Here is a 17,082-nt window from a genome sequence, read left to right as displayed (position 1 = left end):
GGGGGAGCGATCCTTTTACCTGGCAGCTGGCCTGGCCTTCATGAGCCTGGTTCCGTCTGTGCACCGGCCGAAGCTTCGGGCGCAATCAACTGCTCAGACCACGACGCCTGGGTGCCGCAGGATCACCGGAAGTCAGCGCGCGCTGGCGCGGCGCCTGCTGCTGGACAACGCGCTGTATCTCCTGTGCACGACGCGTCTGGCGTGTTACCAGTTCGGTGGCTCGCTGCTCGGGCGACAGGGTTGCACGGCGGGCCAGCTCGTTGACCAGGGCCTTGGCCTGTCGGGAGAGCCCCCTCGTTCCTTCCTGCTGCCGCTGGGCGGACTTCTGTATGTACTCGATGTCCTCGCGGGCAGACTGCTTGGCTCGTAGGACAACGTCGGGAGCGGCGCCTCGTTCCCGTAGGCGGGCAGCGACCAGGCCGCCGTCGGTACGGCGGAAGTCTGCCTCCTTCCGGCGGACCGACTCCTCCGCGTGCTCGGTGCGCGTGGCGGCCTCGAAGCGGCGGTGGAGCACGGAGGCCAGGCCCTGGGCGAGCTCCCAGTCGTCGTAACGGGCAAACTGAGGGCTGGCGGGAGATGCGGATGAGGCGAGGGCGCGTGCCGTGCCGGCCATCTCCGCGATGTCTCGCCACTGGGCAGGGCTGCCGGGCCGCTGGGGGTCGGCCAGGGTGGCGATCAGCTGGAGTTCCGGGTGTGCCGGCGGTGGTGCTTGTACGGTGGCCAGGGCGTGGCGGGCGGTGAATTCGGCGGCCTCGCGGGGAGTCCAGGTGCGGGTGTGCTCGGCCATGATGACGTCCAGGGCCGTGGTGGCCGGGCCTGTGGCCGCGTACAGGGAGCGGCTGTATATCGCTTCGCCGTTGCGGCGGAAGACCTGGACGAGGTCCCCCAGGTGTGCGCCTTCGAAGGCGGCCGCACCTCGCAGCACGCCGCGGACGGCCGCGTCGTGGACGGCGAGGTTGACCAGGCGCCCGTAGCCGCGGGTCCGGATCTCGTCGAAGTAGCGGTTCATCACCCCGAGGCGGCTTTGGACCGGGGAGACGCCGACGATGGCCGCTTCGATCCGGTAGGGGGAGCGGGCGGCGCGGATGCGCAGGCAGATGTCCTCGAACTCGGCCGGCGCGACCATCGCGCTCTCCAGCAGGATGTCGTACCCCTGGGCGAGCGCATACGCCTGGCCCTGCGCCCACCACAGGTCGCCGTCGGGGCGGACGAGGGCTGCCGCCTCCTGCGGTCGTTCCGCCAGCCACCGCGCGTATTCGGGGTGGTGGGGGTTGTAGAAGTCCATGTTGATCCAGGCGCAGGGACCGCGCTGGTCGAGTGCCGCCTTCACCATGCGGGTGACGGCGGTCTTCCCGGCCCCGGTCTGGCCGCCGATGATGATGGCGACCGGGGCGCGCTGGGGCTGTACGCCTGCGAAGTGGACGGGGACGATCTCCTCGCGGAAGATTCTCTGGTTCTCGCCCGGAGGCAGTAATCCCTCGTTCACGGCCGGCTGCCCAGGGCGATGACGTCGCGTGCCTCGGCGCACGCCTTGCGGGCCTCGGCGAGCGCGGCCGGGTCGGTGGGCATGACCGCGGTGCGCAGGCGAATCAGGTCGTTGCGGCGTTGCCGCAGGTCGGCTGCGCGCTCGGGCTCCGCGGAGGGGATGGCGGCGCTGAGCTCGGCGACGGTGAGGTTCAGATCGCTGATGACGTGCTCGTAGGTCTCCCCGGCGTACGAGCCGCCGGGGATGGGCTGGGTCTGGGGGAGGATGGGGCCGGTGTCGTTGTCCGTCATGGCCGTGTGGGCTCCTTCAAGTGGGTGGTCGTGCCGAACTCGGCGAGGTGCAGGTGGGTGCCGTCGCCCTCCCAGCGGGTGACCGAGGCGTTCGCCACCGGTGCTGCCTCGGGCGCGGGGCTGCCGAGGCCGGCCAAGGCGTGCCGCAGTGCTACCACCACAGCGTCGTGGGCGACGAGGGCTACGCGCCTGCCCAGGGCGCTGTCGCCGATTTCGGTGAGGAAGTCGCGGATCCGCAGGGTGACGTCGGCCAGGGATTCGCCTCCTGGGGGTCGGTAGAACCACTCCCCGACCCGTTCGCGCCGTGCTGCTTCCTCAGGTGCCCGAGTACGAATGGCGGCTGGGGTGAGGAGCTCGAAGACACCCATCTCGCGGTCTCGCAGGCGTTCATCCACCAGTACCGAGGGCGGTGTGCAGCCCTGTTCACGGGCCTGAGCGGCCATGCCGTCCCAGGTCTGGAGCGCCCGCAGGTAGGGCGAGCTGATCACCAGGTCCGGGCGGTCGCCGGGTTCGAGGGAGGCGAACCACCGTCCCGCGGCACGCGCCTGTAACCGGCCCAGCTCGGAGAGCGGCACCTGCGCGTCGCAGCCTTCCAGCGGTACCTCTGCACTGCCGTTCTCCGCTGCCTCGGCGAAAAGTACGTTGGCCGTGCTCTGCCCGTGCCGGATGGCAGTCAGCTGCGTGAGGCCGCAGCGTAAGGGAATCGGCTCCTGCAACATGTGATCCCTCCCCTGAGACGGTCCACAGTGACTCTAGGTCGAGCAGTTGATGGGCGACCACACATTTCGGGCACCCCGGCGGCACCGCCCACCCTCCGGCCGAATCCATACCCTCTGGTCAGGCGGAAATACGAGGCGAACGCGCTGCCGGGTCCGTCGACGGAGTGGTCGCCGCACGGGGACGCGGTGGGGCTTGCTGGGCAGCGCCGGGCGTTGTCACCGCGGCCCGGCGGGACGCGGCGGCCGCACCCGCTCCGTTGGCGGGCGCCGTCTTCGCGAGGCGTCTGGAGTGGCTCCCCTGCGCTGTCGGCGACGGCGCGCAGCGTCTTGAGGTCCGCGTCGGTGAAGCGGCCTGACGGCGCTGCCTTCCGCCACAGGGCCCGGGCCGTTCTGGACACGTCTTCATACGGGACTGTGGCCGGGCCCGGGCCGGTGGGCAGTGCCGCCAGCGGGAGACTCTCCCATAGGTTCTTGAAGGCGAGAAGCCTCGGGTGCTTGATGGCCAGCAGCTCTTGCCCCATGGGGACTCGACCCACGCCCGGAAGTGCTCCACGACCTCGATCGTGGCCTGCACCGCCTCGTCCTTCGAGGCGTAGGGGAGCGGCCCGGCAGAGCGCTTGGCCTGCGTCGCCTTCTGGGCTTCGGCCGGTGCCGGCTGGGCCTGGGCGGGCGACTGCCGAACACCGGTGTCGGCCTTCACCTGCTGCGCCTCGACGGCCTGCTGAGCATCGGCCTGCGCCTTCGGCTGCGGGGGCTGGTGCCGTGCTCGCGAGTGCCGCGGTGCTGTAGGCGAGGCTCGTGTCGCTGAGCGCCATGCGGGCGTCAGCGGTGGGGAGGTCGCCCGCGGTCGGGCTGCGGATCCGTTCGGCCCCGGCGGTGGCCAACTCCGCAATCTTCTCGCACACGCGTATCGACACGGTCTTCCAGAATCCCTCGAAGCGGATGCTTCGCGCAGGGAGTTCCAGAACGCCCCAGTCTTCTCCTTGAACGTGTCCCACAGATGCCGGGCGGCACCGCGAACGGTCTGCAAGCGCTGCCACTCGGGAGAGTCCCGGAAGCTGTTGGTGGTGTGCTGGTCGACCTTGTCCAGGGCCGCGTTGACTGCTTCGGCGGCCGCCTCAGGCTCTGCTTTGCGTGCGAGGGCGGCCGCCGCTGGCCAGGGTCCGCCGCGCCCGCGCCTGGCGCACCGTGCTCAAGGACCTCGGCGCCGCAGGCCCGGACGATCCGCTCTTCAGGGCGCTGACCCGCGGAGGCAACCTCGTGAGGTACCCGGCCGACCGCAAGCGTGGCACTCGCATTCGGCCCGACTCGCTCAACGAGCGTCTGCAGCACCTCGCCGAACAGGCAGGCGTGCCGTACATCGAGGACAAGAAGGTCACCAACCACTCCTGGCGCGCCGGCGCCAACACCGATCTTGCCGAGGCAGGCGTCCCTCTCGCCGAGTGCAACGTCGCCGGCCGCTGGGCCGACGGCTCATACACCGCCGACACCGTCTACGACCGCCGCCACGACGTCGGTAAGCGGGTCCCGCTCCAGCAAGTGCCGCTGCACGGAGGGCAGCCCAGTGCGCCCAGACCTGACCCGCTGCCAACGGCAGGTTCCTGCGGCAGTCCACCGCTGACCGTGATGCGGCAGTACACCGAGAGCCAGAAGCGGCCTGTCTGGCCGTCACGCGACGGCGCAGTGAACTCCGGCGCTTCGCGACTCCGGGCCAAGGATGCGATTCCCTCCCCGGCGGAAGCCGAGGATACCCACGCGAAATCAACGGATGGACGATACGATCGCGGCTCCGCGGAGGGTGTACATCCGCAGCATGTCCCCGGAGCCTTCGGCTCAGCTGAAGTCCAGGCCGCCCGTGCGGGTGCGCTTGAGCTCGAAGAACTTCGGGTAGCCGGCCAGCAGCCGCACACCGTCGAAGAGCCGGGCGGCCTCCTCGCCCCGCGGAATCGCGGTCAGGACAGGACCGAAGAAGGCGACGCCGTCGATGTGCAGAGTGGGCGTGCCGACCTCTTCACCGACCGGGTCCATCCCCTCGTGGTGACTCTTGCGCAGCGCCTCGTCGTACTCCGCCGTGTGTGCCGCATCAGCCAGCGCCTCCGGAAGGCCGACGTCGGCCAGTGCTTTCCTGATCAGGTCGTCGGAGGCTTCGCGGCCGGCGTCATGAATGCGTGTGCCGAGGGCGGTGTACAGGTCACGCAGCACGTGCTCCCCGTGCTCCTGCGCCGCGGCCGTGCACACCCGCACCGGTCCCCAGCCCACGTCGAGCAACCGTCGGTACCGCTCGGGCAGATCGGTACGGCCTTCGTTGAGCACGGACAGGCTCATGACGCGGAAACGCAGATCGAGGTCGCGGTGGCGCTCCACCTCAAGGATCCAGCGTGAGGTGATCCAGGCGAACGGGCAGATGGGGTCGAAGTAGAAGTCGGCTTTGTGTGTCATGCCCATGAGGCTACGGAGAGGAGTGACCCAGCGGACAGGTCCACTTCCCCATGAAGGTCGTGGGCCAATGGCACGGCTCGTGAACACAGGACGCAAACCCCTCGCCGAATCCCTCGGCCTCCTCCTACCGGGCGAGCTGGCCTGCGAATGCGAGATGTGGGCACTGGTCACCAAGCTGTCGCGGCTGCCGTATCACGAACGTGCCGCAGGGCTGGACCCCTTCCGGGCAAAACCGCCCGCAAGCTCACCGATGCCGGCCGGGAACACCGGCGCCAGTCAGAACGCGACGTAGCCCGAACCACCACGGCACCCCCGGCGCCCCCGGCGCCCGGCTCTGCCGGCGCCGTCGGTGGACCTGCATGTCAGCAGCCCCTGCTCCGCGAAAGCAAAGGGGCGTCGCCCAGCTCCCCAGAAGCTGGGCCGGAACCCGCATCCACGGACATATCCATCCCTGCGCGCACGGGGGCGACCCTCCCCGCCTGCGAATTCACCCGGGCGATCTTCATTTGCGCATTTCAGGCAAATCAGACTCTTATGTCTGCGGTTCATGCACTCCAGCCAAGAGGGCTGGCAGGCTGCTGGTATCACTGGTACCGTCGATATCATGGCAGATCCGAAGGCTATGAGCTTGCGTTTCCCTGACCCGGAGCAGCGTGCAGCTATCGCGGCTGCCGCGAAGGAAGCCGGGGTGAGCATGCAGGAATACATCCTCTCGGCTGCATACGAGCGCGCTACGGCGGTCGAGGCGAGGTTCCTGGAAGCTTTCAAGGCCTCGGTCAGCCGCAGTAACGAGGCCTTCACCACTGAGCCGGGGGCGTCCGATCCGACTCCTGAGCAGCGTGCCGCCGAGCAGCAGGCCCGCAGCACCCTTGAGACTGAGGGACAGGGCCGCGCCGCGTGAGTGACGAGCAGCAACCACCACTCCGGATCGACGTCCCCTTCCTCCTCCACGCCGCGGAACTCCTGCCCGGCGACCCTCAGGTCGACGACTACGGACAACTGTTCGGCGCTGTAGCCCGCATGTACGCCAGAGCGATGGACCGGGACATCTACAGCTCCGAGCACCTCAAAGCCGGGGCACTGTTGCACAGCCTCGTACGGATACCGTGCCTGGAACACTCCAACGACGCATTCGCCTGGCACGCCACCGAGGCCTTCCTCGCACTGAACCGGCACCACCTCGAGTACCGGCCCAAGGACGCAGTCGCACTCGTCCGCGAAGCCGCCGCAGGCACCGCCGGCGTGGCCCAGATCGCCCGCCAACTGCACGCCTGGACCACCTAAGGCCAGCGTCGCCCATCGAAGTCGGTGCCATGGACGCCAACGCTCACACGACTTCAGCGTCAAATACGTGTCCGCGACGAGGCTGATCAACGGGCTTCCCGAGGCAGTCGACGGGCGACCTGCTCACCCTCATGGCCTCGCACATCCTGGCGGCGTTCAGCGAACTCATGGCGGCCCCCCGCAGACCAGCCCCGTCATAGTGGCACCGTTTGAGGCCGTCGGCGCCACCGACGGCACCCGCGGCACGCTCAGCGCCACAGCGAAGAACAGCGTCGCTGACGCATCCCCCACCACCGAGACTGAGAGCGAGCAGAGCATGCGATGGACTGTCCACGGCGAGCGCCCTCTTTACGACACCCCGTGGGTGCGGCTGCGGTCGCTGGACGTGGAACAACCCGACGGCCTGCGCACCGACTACCACGTCGTACGACTGCGGGACCTCGCCATAGCAGCGGCCGTCGACGACCAGCAGCGCGTGTTGATGATGTGGCGCCACCGCTTCGTCACGGACATATGGGCCTGGGAACTGCCCATGGGACTGGTCGAAGACGGCGAAACCCCTGTGGTCGCCGCCGCCCGGGAACTGGAGGAAGAGACCGGATGGCGCCCAGCCGCCATGCAGGAACTGATCTACGCCCAGCCGGCAGCCGGAATCACCGACTCCCAGCACTTCGTGTTCCGCGCCAACGGAGTCCGGCGCATCGGTGAACCGACCGAACGCAACGAGTCGGACCGACTGGAATGGATCCCACTGGCCGACATCCCCAGCATGATCGTCCGACGGGAGATCGTCAGCAGCGCCACCCTGGTCGGCCTGATGGCCCTGCTACTGGACCTGAAGGCCTGACCCCCGTTTTCAGTGCCCGTCTGAGTGGGCCTCGAGGGCCCTCTCAGTCTTGCGGCGGACTGAACCGGTCGATGCCGGCGAGGATGTCCCGCTTCAGCTCGAGGTGGGAGATGATGCGCTTACGCGTGAACCGTGACGGGTCCTTGGCATACATCTCACGCCCCCGTTCGGAGGTGAATCGGTCCTCCGGGATGCAGTCGGCGCCTTCGGGCAGGAACTTGGCCACCTCCTCGAATGCCGCGATCGCATACGCGGTGGCTGGGCGGATCTCGCGGTGCTCGGCAGGCGGAGTGTTCAGCAGCCGCAGCCCGGACTCAGTAGACACCCGGTCGCCGATCCACATGAACTCGCCCGGGTCGATGATTCGCGAGGGCTCCGGGCCACCGAACGCGGGTGGCGCGGGCGGATGCTCGTCGGACATCGTGAACTCGAACAAGCGCGTGCGACCGCACTGTGGGCACACGCCCTCGTACACGGAGGTCAGGACCCCATCACGGTCCTCCAGACGGTGTTGCCGATCGAACTCCTCCGTGCCACACACACAGGGATGCAGATCCATGTACAGGTGAGCTTCCTGCATCGAACGAGTGATCAACATGCCATCATCCTAGGGGAAAGAAGACGCCAAACAGGGGGACGTCAGTGGACCAGGGTACCGACGCAGAACGGCTGCTTACCGAAGCCGAGGCCGCCCTGCCCACGGTGCTACGAGCCTTATACGCCGACCAACTACGTGACAGCTTTGTGGCTGAGGAGAACGGCCGGCGCTTCTACGCACTGAGCGACTCCGAGGGCAAGCAGGTCGAGCTGCGCCTGGATACGGCCGCCTTGCCGCAACCGCTCCTGGCGCGCACCTTCACCAACACAACGACCGATCGGTACGTCGTCCAGCTCGCCGATACCCTGGCGCCGACACGCGTCGGCGAGGTGCTCTCGCGCGAGGTGGGCGAGCTTCTCGCCGTGCGGGAACGGACCGCGGTGAACGGGAAGCCACCACTACGCAACCTGCTTGCCCCTGGCGCCGCGCTACCCGCGCATCCGGAGCTGTCCGACCAGGACCTCGGCCGGGTGGGCCAGTTCAACTACCTTGCTGCCAGGATGAACGACGCGGCGCTCACCGCCCCTGAGCGTCGGGAGGCCCGTGACCGGTTCTCGACACTCATAGATGAGTCGGGGCTACGGCCGGTGGCGCCAGCCTCCGACGAACAGGAGCACACTGCCGAGACGTACGCGGCCAAGGTGCGCATGGATATCGCGCTTCCGCATCTGCGGGCCCAGGCGAGTGATGCGCTGGAAGAACTCGCCGTCCCTCTCGAGCGGTTGAGTGCGGTGGACGCGCGGGCGCTGGGCGAGGCGAGGGCGACACGGGCCGCTCAGGAACAGGCTCCGCAGCCCCTGGGAGAGTTCCCCATGCCCGGGCTGCGGCCGGACGGAACGCCTCTGCCGCGGGAGGAGCTAGGGCAGGCTGCCGCCGTGGCCGCCGAACAGCGGACCGCGCTCAGCGGCCGGACGCTCGACCAGCTGCGCGCGGAACAGGCCGCACTGCCCGAGGGCCGGTACCCGCAGCGCGAGGTCATGATCGGCGGCGGGGCCGCGCTGGCCGGGCGTGACCCGGACGTGTTGCTCATCGACGCGCGCGGGCGCTGGCATGTGGATCCCATCAAGGCGATCGTCCAGTCCGCTGACCAAGTGCGGCACCTGCGGGAGAGCGGTATGGGCGATCCGTACCAGTTCGCAGATCCCAAGCAGCGAGTGCCACTCCCGGCGCTTCAGCTCTGGGAGGACACCGCCGCAGCCCGTGGCCCGCTCGTCGACGGGCGGGCGAACCTGAGCATCAACGCGGCAGGCCGACTGATCGCAGAAATCTCCCCGGCCGACGGCTCAAAGCCCATCAAGATCGAGGTGAAGGGCTCCCCGCTCGTCGCCACCGGAATCCCGCCCGAGATCATCCCTGGCGCGAACCGCCAGGTGCCGACCGTGCCGGAAGCCACCGAGGTCCTCGCAGAACACCTCCTGTCCGCGGGCACACCCCAGGCCCTCCGCGCACGCGAACAGCTGCTCAACCTTCCCGATGGCGAAGACAGGGCGGCCGCATCACTCAACGTGCTCACCGACCCGCTGGTGGCCAGCGTCCTGCAGTCCTCGGTCAATCCGCGCGTGGCGGGCGCCACTGAGACGCTCCGCGCCACCGCAGCGTGGGAGCACGCCCGTGCCGCGGCACCAGACCGTGTCCTGATGGGCGACGAGGTCGGTGACGGCGCCTACGACCCGCTCGTCGCCAACAACTGGGTCATCGCCGGAGTCGGCGGCGCAGCCATCGCCAATGCCGAGATCATCCTGGAGGCCAATCCCGAAGCCAGGGTCTCCATGGTCGGCAAGGACGCGCCATTCGTCCTCCATAACGACGCCCAGTACACGGAGCTGCGTCGCAAACACGACGCCCAGTACGGCGGAGACGGGCGACTGGTGACGTACTCCGACCGCTACCTCGGTGCGGTCGGCACAGTGACAGGACCCGATGGCCAGGTCCGTCTCGCAGCCCTCGACAGCGCGGGCAACCCCCTCGGCATAGAGGGGGACGCCTACGTGGCGTGTCTCGGCCGGATCTCACGGACACCCGAGACCCTCGACTCCCTGGAGTCCTGGGCCCGGGCGTCGGGCGGCCAGATCGACGGTGAGCTGGTATTCGACAAGGACCGCCAGTATCTCGGCTACCAGCTGGCGTTCGAGGCAGACGGCGAGCGCCACTCCGTCCACGTGACCGGCGCCGCGTCCCGCATGCTCCCCGGAAACATCTTCAGCCGAGACGACATGGCCCGTCTCGCCGTCCTCGACGCCAAGACCACCCCGCCAGAGAGCGGCAACGTCGCCGCCGGCTTCATGGCCACCGCCCTCCAAGCCTCCCACCTGGCCAGACACCGCGCGACGGAAGACAGTTTGGATGGGCCGCCCATGCCGCCCGGGCAAACGGCAGAACGCCCATCGGCTTCGACCCTCACCTCAGGTATCCAAACGCTGAGCATCGCCGCGCGGTCCCGGTCGACGACGATCCAAACACCTGCCGAACAGGCCGAGCAGGCCGCCGCCCGTGCACGCGAAGCAGCCAAGCGGCTCACCGCCCAGGCCGAACAGCTGCGCACGGTGCTGGGCACCGACGCCGCCCCGGGCCGCCGACTCTACGCCCTCGTCGACGCCCGTCTGACCTCCGCTGAGGACTGCCTGGTCCGCGCCGACGCCGCAGACCAGCGCGCCAACACCATTGACGGCCAGGTCCGTGCGCTACTTGACGACAAGCATGAGGCGAGCCGTCGCGAGCAGGACCTACGGGAGCGTGCCGCGCTCACGCGCTCGGGGCTGCTGGGCCAGCGCAAGAGGTTGGTGACGGAAGCCGACGAACTCGCCGGCCAGGTCGCCCGGCGCACCGAGCAGATCAGCACCCTGAGGCAGCAGGCCACCGACCTGCACAGCGAGGCTGAGCACCTGCGCGCTCAGGCCCGCGAGCAGGTTGACATGGTGGCAGGCGGCAGCTCCCACCGACCGGTCTCCGACCGGATCGCTGAGTGCCGCGCCCGTCTGCCACAGATCGCCGAACGTGCTGAGAAGGTGGACCGCCAGGACTACGACTACCTGGTCAAGCAGGCCGCTGATCAGCACCGCGCTGCCGAAGGGCACACCCGGCGCGCGGCTGAACTGCGGAAGGAGGCCGCGCGGCAGGAACAGCTCCCGCCCGCCCAACGTGCCCGGGAAGCCGCCGAGCGCTCCCAAGCACTGCGCCAGCAAGCCCAGCGCCGCGCTGCCGAGCAGGCACGCCAGGTACCGGGGCCCCGTCGCCGCCCGCCGGGCTACGGCGCCGGCAGTGCAGGCTCCGGCGGCATCAGCCGGTAGAGCATCCGGTCCCAAGGAACGCAGTAGCGATGGCTACAACACATCTCCACTCGGGACCAGAGCGCCGATCCACTGGACCAGGCACTCCCTGCGCATCGCCCTCGTCTTCGTCGGTCGCGAGAAAAGCTACTGTCGCCCGCACGACGATGAGCGAGCGTTGACGCGGTCGACGATCGGCAAGCAGGGCCATTGACCAGGACCAGCTGTTAGAAGCTGCCGCGGGTGCCCGCCAGCACAGCTAGGTCCTTGAGCATGTAAGCGTGCATCCGTCATGTTCAATGGGTGCTGTGTGCCATACGTAGCTAAGGACCAAGAAAAAGCAAAGCCATTACAACGCTGCAGGTCACGAAGGGTGAGCTCCGCGCAGGCGGAGGTGAGCCTCCCCTCCCTCGATCAGCAGGGGTTGGCGTCCGTGAGCTCCGCGCAGGCAGAGGTGAGCCGTAGCCCGGCAGGGACAACACCAGTCGGCGGCCCGGCTCTTGGCGAATTGTTTGGAGGCCGCGAACCCTGCCACCTGGTACGTCGCGGAGGCTTGCGGATCAGCCACTCCGCTGGTCGTGGTCACTCTGGCTTGGTCCCCTGAACCCGTCCAAGCGGTCGGTGATGGGGCCGGGACCGACGGGAGGCAGTCCGGCATCAACCACATGCCAAGCCTGCTTTGTCCCTTGTCCAGGGCCCGCCGTCTGCCTTCCGCGCCGCGTTCGGCAAGATCGACAGCTGGCAGCTGAGGAGCCGCCATCTCCGCACTGTCCTCCGCACCACTATTGACCCAAGGAGAACACCAATGAACACACACGCCCAGCGTCCAGAGCCCGATGACCCGTACCCCAATGTGCCAACAGCCATGGTCTACGACACCTTCGCCGAGACCGCTTCCCAGCTCACCGGCCAGTACATCGCTCTATCGCGTGCTGCCTCCACGGAGGAGGAAAGCGAGGAGTGGTGGCAGAAGGTGATGACGCTGCGCGATACCCAGCACGCAGTGCCAGCCCGCGACCGAGCTCAGCTGATCGCGCATATCCGGATGTGGAGGGCGGAGCTTGAGGCGCTGAAGGCTGCACGTGGCTGAGGCAAGCGACTACTTCCTAGCCGAGTCCGAGTTAGCGGCGATCTTCCACGAACGCCGCGGTGTCAAGAACTTCCTCTTCTCCAGGTTCTCACCGCAGAGCCAACCGGTGCTGGTGTTGCTGGGAGGACAGCCGGCGGCAGGCAAGAGCCAGGCGATGAAATCCGCACAGCAGCGGCACGCCGACCGCCAGCTGGTTCCGCTCACTGGCGATGAGCTCCGCCCCTTCCATCCTCAGCACCACGAGATACTGGAGAAGGAGCCTTGGCTCTTCCCCGATGCCACCGGACAGGCGTCCGGCGCATGGGTGCGGATGAGCATCGACCACGCGCTGGAGAACAGGTACAGCCTGATGCTCGAGGGGGTCTTCCGGGATCCGGCCATGACGCTCTCCACCGCCGAGCGCTTTGCTCAGGCCGGATACACCGTCGAGGTCGTCGGCCTGGCGGTACGCGAGGAACGGAGCCGGCTCGACAGCCTGCACCGGTACCTGGAGGGCGGGCGCTGGACGCCGCCGGACCTGCACGACCTGGCGCTGCGGATGATGCCCGAGACAATCGCGGCCGCCGAGGCCAGCCCCGCGGTGCATCGGATCACGATCACTGACCGGTCCGGTGCCGATCTGTATGTCAATGAACGCGGCCCCGACGGCCTCTGGACGGGTGAGCCCGCCGCGGTGCAGGCTCTGGCGGCTGGACGTGCCCGGCCGTTACCGGCGGACGACGCAGGCAGGTGGATGGAGCGCCAGCGCGAAGTCGTCATCGACTTGGCCGCTCGTGGGCAGATAGATGCCACGTCCCGGCCTGTTCTGCAGCGTGTGTCCGTCGACGCCGAGGCCGTCGCAGTGATGGCCGACCCTGATCCCCGCAGCGAGCTGCGCGTCGCACACACCGCTGTCCAGTCGATGCTGGAGGCGGTGGTATCCGAGCCGCCGACGTCCGATATACCGCTCAAACTGGTGCCGGACGCACAGCTCGTCCAGTTGCACTCCCGGCTGGCGCGCGCGGAAGAGGCCGCCCTTCGGGTCGCCCGCCCGCCGACCGGTCAGGAACCACCTGATGCCGTGCAACTACTCACGAAGCAAGGAGCACCCCAGGAGGTCATAGACCGGGCTCGTAAGGCCGCCCAGGAAGACCAGCAGTACGCCCGGGGCCAGGCCCGGGCTGCGCAGGCGCGGTCGGAGCAGCTGGGTGGTCACCGGCAGCAGGCAGCCGCCGAAATCATGAGACGTAGAGGCCTGTCGCCTGTGCAGCGGCAGGCAGAGGATGGGCTGAGGCAGCAGCTTCACGCCGCCCTGGGGCCGGCTCGGCCTTCGCAGGCCACGCCTCCGCCTCAAGCGGTAGGCGCTCCTCGTCTTCGGGGTCCGCAGCATCCTCCCCGTGGCCGGGGCCGCTCGCTCTAAAGCTCCACCAAGCGACATCGCAGTGGCGCTGGCCTGGATACACCTCAGATCAGCGCCACTGTTGCGTCACCACGCCGGGGCTCGGGGGGGGGGAGCGAGCCGTCGGCTGCGGAGCACCCGCCGCGCGCGGGCAGGGCGGGCCCTGTTGCTGAACAGCGTCGACGTGAGGTGCCGCGATGCGGCGGGGTGCGGTTGCGGCCGGCGCTCCCCCAGCGGCGACGGGCTGTGCGCGGCCAGACGCTTTGAAAGGACCATGGCAGCTACCCTTGGCATACCGGCAGGCGACTCTACGGCGACCGGTGGACCTTGATCATTCGCCAGTCAGCGTGGCAGGGCAGCCGCGCTCCCAAAGCTCCTCGACATGCTCGGCAAAGCGGTCGAAGAGGCCGCCTTCCTGGAGCTTGCGCAGATGCAACATCGGCGAATCGTGCCCAACCAGCCGCGCGAGGTGCGGCGTAACAAGGGCCTGGTCGTCGAACCGGAAGACCGACAAGCCGACATGGTTCGTGGCATCCTCTTCGGATGAGAAGCGCACCTCCAGGCCCGGGAGGTCCGGCAGCTTGGCCAGCTCGTCCAGGCTGATGCGGATGCGCGTGGACACCGTGAAGGCCACGTCCTCGATGCCTTCGCGCTGCTGAGTTACCCGGCCGTCAGGGTCACCGAGCAGGAACCGTACGCGGCATCCTGCCTCGGCTTTCGCCCGCAGTGTGGCGTGGAACGCGGGCTGCTCGATCCAGAAGAAGTAGTTCGTGTAACCGGCGAGGACGATGTCCCGCGTGCTGTCGCCGATGAGCTGCCGCCACACAGAGGATGGGCAGGCTGAACGGTATGGATAGGCCGAGATGATCTCTCGGTCCGGGCCAGTTTTCATGACTGCCCCTACCGCCTTGGGCCACAACACCGCTTCATCAACTCCCAACACACCTGACGCGTCCACGCGGTTTCGCGCGTGCGGGATCAGCTCCTCATCTGGCACGCGGCCGACACACGCCACAGAGACCCCGGCTGGCGAGCCGTGTGACCCTCCCTGGGACAGTCACCCGGCGGGCTGACCACGCGAGCCGTTCAGGGCAAGTGTCGATGTATCTCAGCCCAGACAAGAAACTGATCCCGTGATGGGCCAGGGCGCAAGTGCTTCACAAGCCCCCGTCCAGGTGGACGGTCAGGTTCTTGTACCGCCGCAGCTCGCCGATCTGATCGATGCCGAGGCTACGCCAGTGGGCTGTGAGAGCACGGGCATCACAAGGGGCGAGAGTAAGGACCGCGGCAGTATCGGTCGCCAGTCTTTCGGGGTTCCAGTCCGGGTCCTTGTCATCGGGACCGAGCTGGTCGATCACCCACATTCTGAGCATGAAATTCTGCTGCGCGAGGCGTGCTCGGTCCCACTGGGTGTCGCTGGGCAGCAGCTGGTTGAACTCACCACATGTCGTTGCTAAGCCGAGATGCGTGGCGAGCTCGCCGGGGCCGGCGGTGAGGCGGTCGCCGCGCGCGGGCGCGGCGGTGCTTGCTGGGCTGCTGTGGGGTCGTCGCTGCAGTGTGCCGGGAGGGGGCAGCGGCCGCCGCACCACCGACAGGGGGTGCGGCGGCCCCCAGGCGCTGGGAATGAGCTCTTGCCGTGTCGGCGATGGCACACAACACCGTGAGGTCGGCGTCGGCGAAACGGCCCGACGCTGCGGCCTCGCGCCACAGCGACCGGGCGTTGGCCGCGACATCCCCGTACGGGGCGGCGGCAGCGCCCGGTCCGTTGGGCATGTCTGCGGGCGGGAGCTCCTTCCAGGCGTCCCGGAAGGCCACGAGCCTTGGGTGGTCACCGTGCACGAGTTCCTGCCCCATAGGGGTTTCGCACCATGTACGGAAGTGGCGCACGATCTCGTGCGTGCCCTGGACCGTTTCGGCCTGCGAGGCGTACGGGGCCGGTCCTTCCGGTCGCTGGGTCTGGTGTACGTGCTGGGGTTCGGCCGTCGTCTGATGAGGCTGGTCGACCTGCTGGACGGTGGTACCGGCCGCCACCTGCTGCGTGCCGACAGCCTGCCGGGCCTCGGGCTGTTCCTTCGGTTACAGGGCTGGTGCCACGCTCTCGCGCGCCGTGGTGCTGTAGGCGAGGCTGGTGTTGCTCAGCGCGAGAAGGGCGTCGGCGGTGGGGAGGTCGCCTGCGGTCGAGCGGTGGATCCGGTCAGCCGCGCTGATGGCGATCTCCGCGATCTTCTCGCATGCGCGTATCGAGACGGTCTTCCAGAACGTCTCGAAGCGGACGTCTTCACGGAAGGAGTGCCAGTACTCCCCGGCTCTCCCCTTCAAGGTGTCCCACAGGTTCCGGGCAGCACCGCGGATGGTCTGCAGCTGTTGCCACTCAGGCGAGTCCCGGAGGCCGGCAGCTGCGTGCTGGTCCACCGTGTCCAGAGCCGTGTTGACCGCGCCGGCGGCCTTCTCAGGATCTGTCGGGTGCGCGGGTTCGGCCGCCGCGGCAGGCCGGGCAGGCCCGGCGGGGCTGCCGCCGGCTGCCTGAAGCGCTTGATCGAGTGTCCGCAGCTCGCGCAGGATTGCTTGCCAGGCATCCTCGGCAGTGCTGGGGTCAGCGGGGACGTGTTCCTGCCACGCCTCCCTTACCTCGTCCACCCCCGCCCACAGGCCTGCGTCCGACGGTGCCTCAGCACGTGTGGGGGCTGCGGCTGGCTGAGGATGCACGGGCGGCTGCTGGGCAGCTTGATCGGGCTTGAGCCGCCATGTGGGCCGATCGTCGAAGTAGTCGTGCAAAGCATTGCCGTGCCGCTCCCACTTGCCGTCGGGCAGGCCATTTCCTGTCCATAGCGGCAGCTCGGGGCGGCGGGGGGACGACGGAGCCGGGGCAGGCGTAGCCGCCGGGGCCTGCTCCGGTTCGGCGCTGGGCGTGGCCATGGTTGTTCCCTCCATACGGTCTGATCCGGTAGGTCTCCGGCTACTTCGGCCGGGTGTCCGGCTCCTCTGCCAGGGGGCCGTCGGCAAAGTAGGCCCAATGTTCTCGACGGTTCCCTGAACGGCCTCGGCTTTCTGGTCACTGGCGGGCGCTGTGCCTGGCGCAGCCGCGGCGCGGGCCTCCGGTGGTTCCGTGGGGCTGGGGCAGCCTCGTTCAATCGGCTCGAGCCCAACCTTCGCCTAGTCCTGGTCCTGGTATCACCGCCGTCCCGTCCGTCGGCTACAGCGGCGGGTCGGCTTCAGCAGCAAGCCGGTCAAGCTCGGCCTGGGCCGGGTGCCGGGCAGCCGCAGTGGCCATCCCGGACGTCGCCAGATGCAGCTCAAAATCCTCCAATGTCCCGGGCGGCGGCGGGACGACCGGAGGCGGGTCCTGATGAATGCCGGTCGCGCAGGCTGCCAGCTGCAGGCGCGGCGTGAAGGCATGAAGTGTGCTGATCCAGTCGGCCTCACCCATCCCGGCCGGCGGAGCGCCGGCGTAGACGCGGAGCCAGCCGGCGTAGAGGGCGGTGAGGTGTTCGACGACCGGCTGGTGCATGTACCAGCAGCGCGGGATCTGGTTGTGCAGCTCGAAGGTGGTGCGAAGCCAGTCGACCCATTCGGCGAGTTCGCGCAGCCGGGCGCGCCGCTCAGGCGGCTTCATGGCCGACCACACCCAGCGCCGCACCCCCGGCTCCTGGCCAGCCGACGGTTGCCCTCCGGGTGGGTCAGGCCA

General features: G+C 68.6%; 16 protein-coding genes. 7 read left to right on the top strand and 9 right to left on the bottom strand.

Going from position 1 to position 17,082, the window contains the following annotated elements:
- Window positions 1-85: 85 nt before the first annotated feature.
- The 4 genes from IE295_RS05075 to IE295_RS05060 all read right to left on the bottom strand — a co-directional run bounded on the left by IE295_RS05075 (window position 86) and on the right by IE295_RS05060 (window position 4,934).
- The gene (locus IE295_RS05075) at window positions 86-1,486 is read right to left on the bottom strand and encodes a zeta toxin family protein (protein WP_190062176.1); all 1,401 of its coding nucleotides are present in this window, start codon (window positions 1,484-1,486) and stop codon (window positions 86-88) included.
- Window positions 1,483-1,776 (bottom strand): hypothetical protein, encoded by a 294-nt coding sequence (locus IE295_RS05070; protein ID WP_190062175.1) that lies wholly within the window; start codon window positions 1,774-1,776, stop codon window positions 1,483-1,485. The genes IE295_RS05075 and IE295_RS05070 overlap by 4 nt, the downstream gene beginning before the upstream one ends.
- Window positions 1,773-2,495 carry a histidine phosphatase family protein gene (locus IE295_RS05065; RefSeq protein WP_190062174.1) on the bottom strand — a complete coding sequence of 241 codons (723 nt, stop codon included), beginning with the start codon at window positions 2,493-2,495 and terminating at the stop codon, window positions 1,773-1,775. The genes IE295_RS05070 and IE295_RS05065 overlap by 4 nt, the downstream gene beginning before the upstream one ends.
- A 1,833-nt stretch (window positions 2,496-4,328) precedes the next feature.
- Window positions 4,329-4,934 (bottom strand): mycothiol-dependent nitroreductase Rv2466c family protein, encoded by a 606-nt coding sequence (locus IE295_RS05060; RefSeq protein WP_190062173.1) that lies wholly within the window; start codon window positions 4,932-4,934, stop codon window positions 4,329-4,331.
- 67 nt (window positions 4,935-5,001) lie between these two features.
- Between IE295_RS05060 and IE295_RS05055 the strand changes: the two genes are divergently transcribed.
- The 4 genes from IE295_RS05055 to IE295_RS05040 all read left to right on the top strand — a co-directional run bounded on the left by IE295_RS05055 (window position 5,002) and on the right by IE295_RS05040 (window position 7,065).
- Window positions 5,002-5,226 (top strand): hypothetical protein, encoded by a 225-nt coding sequence (locus IE295_RS05055; protein WP_190062172.1) that lies wholly within the window; start codon window positions 5,002-5,004, stop codon window positions 5,224-5,226.
- Window positions 5,227-5,538: 312 nt separating this feature from the next.
- Window positions 5,539-5,835 (top strand): type II toxin -antitoxin system TacA 1-like antitoxin, encoded by a 297-nt coding sequence (locus tag IE295_RS05050; RefSeq protein ID WP_224323370.1) that lies wholly within the window; start codon window positions 5,539-5,541, stop codon window positions 5,833-5,835.
- On the top strand, window positions 5,832-6,218 hold the full coding sequence (locus IE295_RS05045) for a fic family toxin-antitoxin system, toxin component (RefSeq protein WP_224323371.1): 387 nt from the start codon (window positions 5,832-5,834) through the stop codon (window positions 6,216-6,218). The genes IE295_RS05050 and IE295_RS05045 overlap by 4 nt, the downstream gene beginning before the upstream one ends.
- Before the next feature lie 316 nt (window positions 6,219-6,534).
- On the top strand, window positions 6,535-7,065 hold the full coding sequence (locus IE295_RS05040) for an NUDIX hydrolase (RefSeq protein WP_190062413.1): 531 nt from the start codon (window positions 6,535-6,537) through the stop codon (window positions 7,063-7,065).
- Between the two features lie 43 nt (window positions 7,066-7,108).
- On the opposite strand, the gene IE295_RS05035 is transcribed toward IE295_RS05040, so the two are convergent.
- Entirely contained in the window at window positions 7,109-7,663 is a 555-nt protein-coding gene (locus tag IE295_RS05035; RefSeq protein WP_190062171.1) for a hypothetical protein, read from the bottom strand.
- A gap of 44 nt (window positions 7,664-7,707) precedes the next feature.
- Between IE295_RS05035 and IE295_RS05030 the strand changes: the two genes are divergently transcribed.
- From IE295_RS05030 to IE295_RS05020, 3 genes are all read left to right on the top strand, one after another.
- A complete protein-coding gene (locus IE295_RS05030; RefSeq protein WP_190062170.1) occupies window positions 7,708-10,950 on the top strand; it encodes a hypothetical protein in 3,243 nt (1,080 codons plus the stop codon).
- A gap of 784 nt (window positions 10,951-11,734) precedes the next feature.
- Window positions 11,735-12,019, top strand: a complete 285-nt coding sequence (locus tag IE295_RS05025; protein ID WP_190062169.1) for a hypothetical protein — start codon at window positions 11,735-11,737, stop codon at window positions 12,017-12,019.
- A complete protein-coding gene (locus IE295_RS05020) occupies window positions 12,012-13,418 on the top strand; it encodes a zeta toxin family protein (protein WP_190062168.1) in 1,407 nt (468 codons plus the stop codon). The genes IE295_RS05025 and IE295_RS05020 overlap by 8 nt, the downstream gene beginning before the upstream one ends.
- Before the next feature lie 310 nt (window positions 13,419-13,728).
- Here the strand turns inward: IE295_RS05020 and IE295_RS05015 are convergent, their stop codons facing one another.
- From IE295_RS05015 to IE295_RS05000, 4 genes are all read right to left on the bottom strand, one after another.
- On the bottom strand, window positions 13,729-14,394 hold the full coding sequence (locus IE295_RS05015) for an XRE family transcriptional regulator (RefSeq protein ID WP_308013138.1): 666 nt from the start codon (window positions 14,392-14,394) through the stop codon (window positions 13,729-13,731).
- 160 nt (window positions 14,395-14,554) lie between these two features.
- Window positions 14,555-14,986 carry a hypothetical protein gene (locus IE295_RS05010; protein ID WP_190062167.1) on the bottom strand — a complete coding sequence of 144 codons (432 nt, stop codon included), beginning with the start codon at window positions 14,984-14,986 and terminating at the stop codon, window positions 14,555-14,557.
- Window positions 14,987-15,473: 487 nt separating this feature from the next.
- Window positions 15,474-16,313, bottom strand: coding sequence for a hypothetical protein (locus tag IE295_RS05005; RefSeq protein ID WP_190062166.1), 840 nt, complete (start codon window positions 16,311-16,313; stop codon window positions 15,474-15,476).
- A 277-nt stretch (window positions 16,314-16,590) separates the two neighbouring features.
- On the bottom strand, window positions 16,591-17,034 hold the full coding sequence (locus IE295_RS05000) for a hypothetical protein (protein ID WP_229922938.1): 444 nt from the start codon (window positions 17,032-17,034) through the stop codon (window positions 16,591-16,593).
- Between the last annotated feature and the right edge of the window lie 48 nt (window positions 17,035-17,082).

It is taken from the genome of Streptomyces griseocarneus, assembly GCF_014655595.1.
Classification (GTDB): domain Bacteria; phylum Actinomycetota; class Actinomycetes; order Streptomycetales; family Streptomycetaceae; genus Streptomyces; species Streptomyces griseocarneus.
This window is presented reverse-complemented; position numbering and strand designations above follow the sequence as displayed.

Bases quoted from the DNA above. Each gene is read 5' to 3' on its own strand.
- IE295_RS05070 (WP_190062175.1), bottom strand. From the start codon at position 1,776: ATGACGGACAACGACACCGGCCCCATCCTCCCCCAGACCCAGCCCATC.
- IE295_RS05065 (WP_190062174.1), bottom strand. From the start codon at position 2,495: ATGTTGCAGGAGCCGATTCCCTTACGCTGCGGCCTCACGCAGCTGACT.
- IE295_RS05060 (WP_190062173.1), bottom strand. From the start codon at position 4,934: ATGACACACAAAGCCGACTTCTACTTCGACCCCATCTGCCCGTTCGCC.
- IE295_RS05055 (WP_190062172.1), top strand. From the start codon at position 5,002: ATGGCACGGCTCGTGAACACAGGACGCAAACCCCTCGCCGAATCCCTC.
- IE295_RS05050 (WP_224323370.1), top strand. From the start codon at position 5,539: ATGGCAGATCCGAAGGCTATGAGCTTGCGTTTCCCTGACCCGGAGCAG.
- IE295_RS05040 (WP_190062413.1), top strand. From the start codon at position 6,535: ATGCGATGGACTGTCCACGGCGAGCGCCCTCTTTACGACACCCCGTGG.
- IE295_RS05035 (WP_190062171.1), bottom strand. From the start codon at position 7,663: ATGTTGATCACTCGTTCGATGCAGGAAGCTCACCTGTACATGGATCTG.
- IE295_RS05025 (WP_190062169.1), top strand. From the start codon at position 11,735: ATGAACACACACGCCCAGCGTCCAGAGCCCGATGACCCGTACCCCAAT.
- IE295_RS05005 (WP_190062166.1), bottom strand. From the start codon at position 16,313: ATGGCCACGCCCAGCGCCGAACCGGAGCAGGCCCCGGCGGCTACGCCT.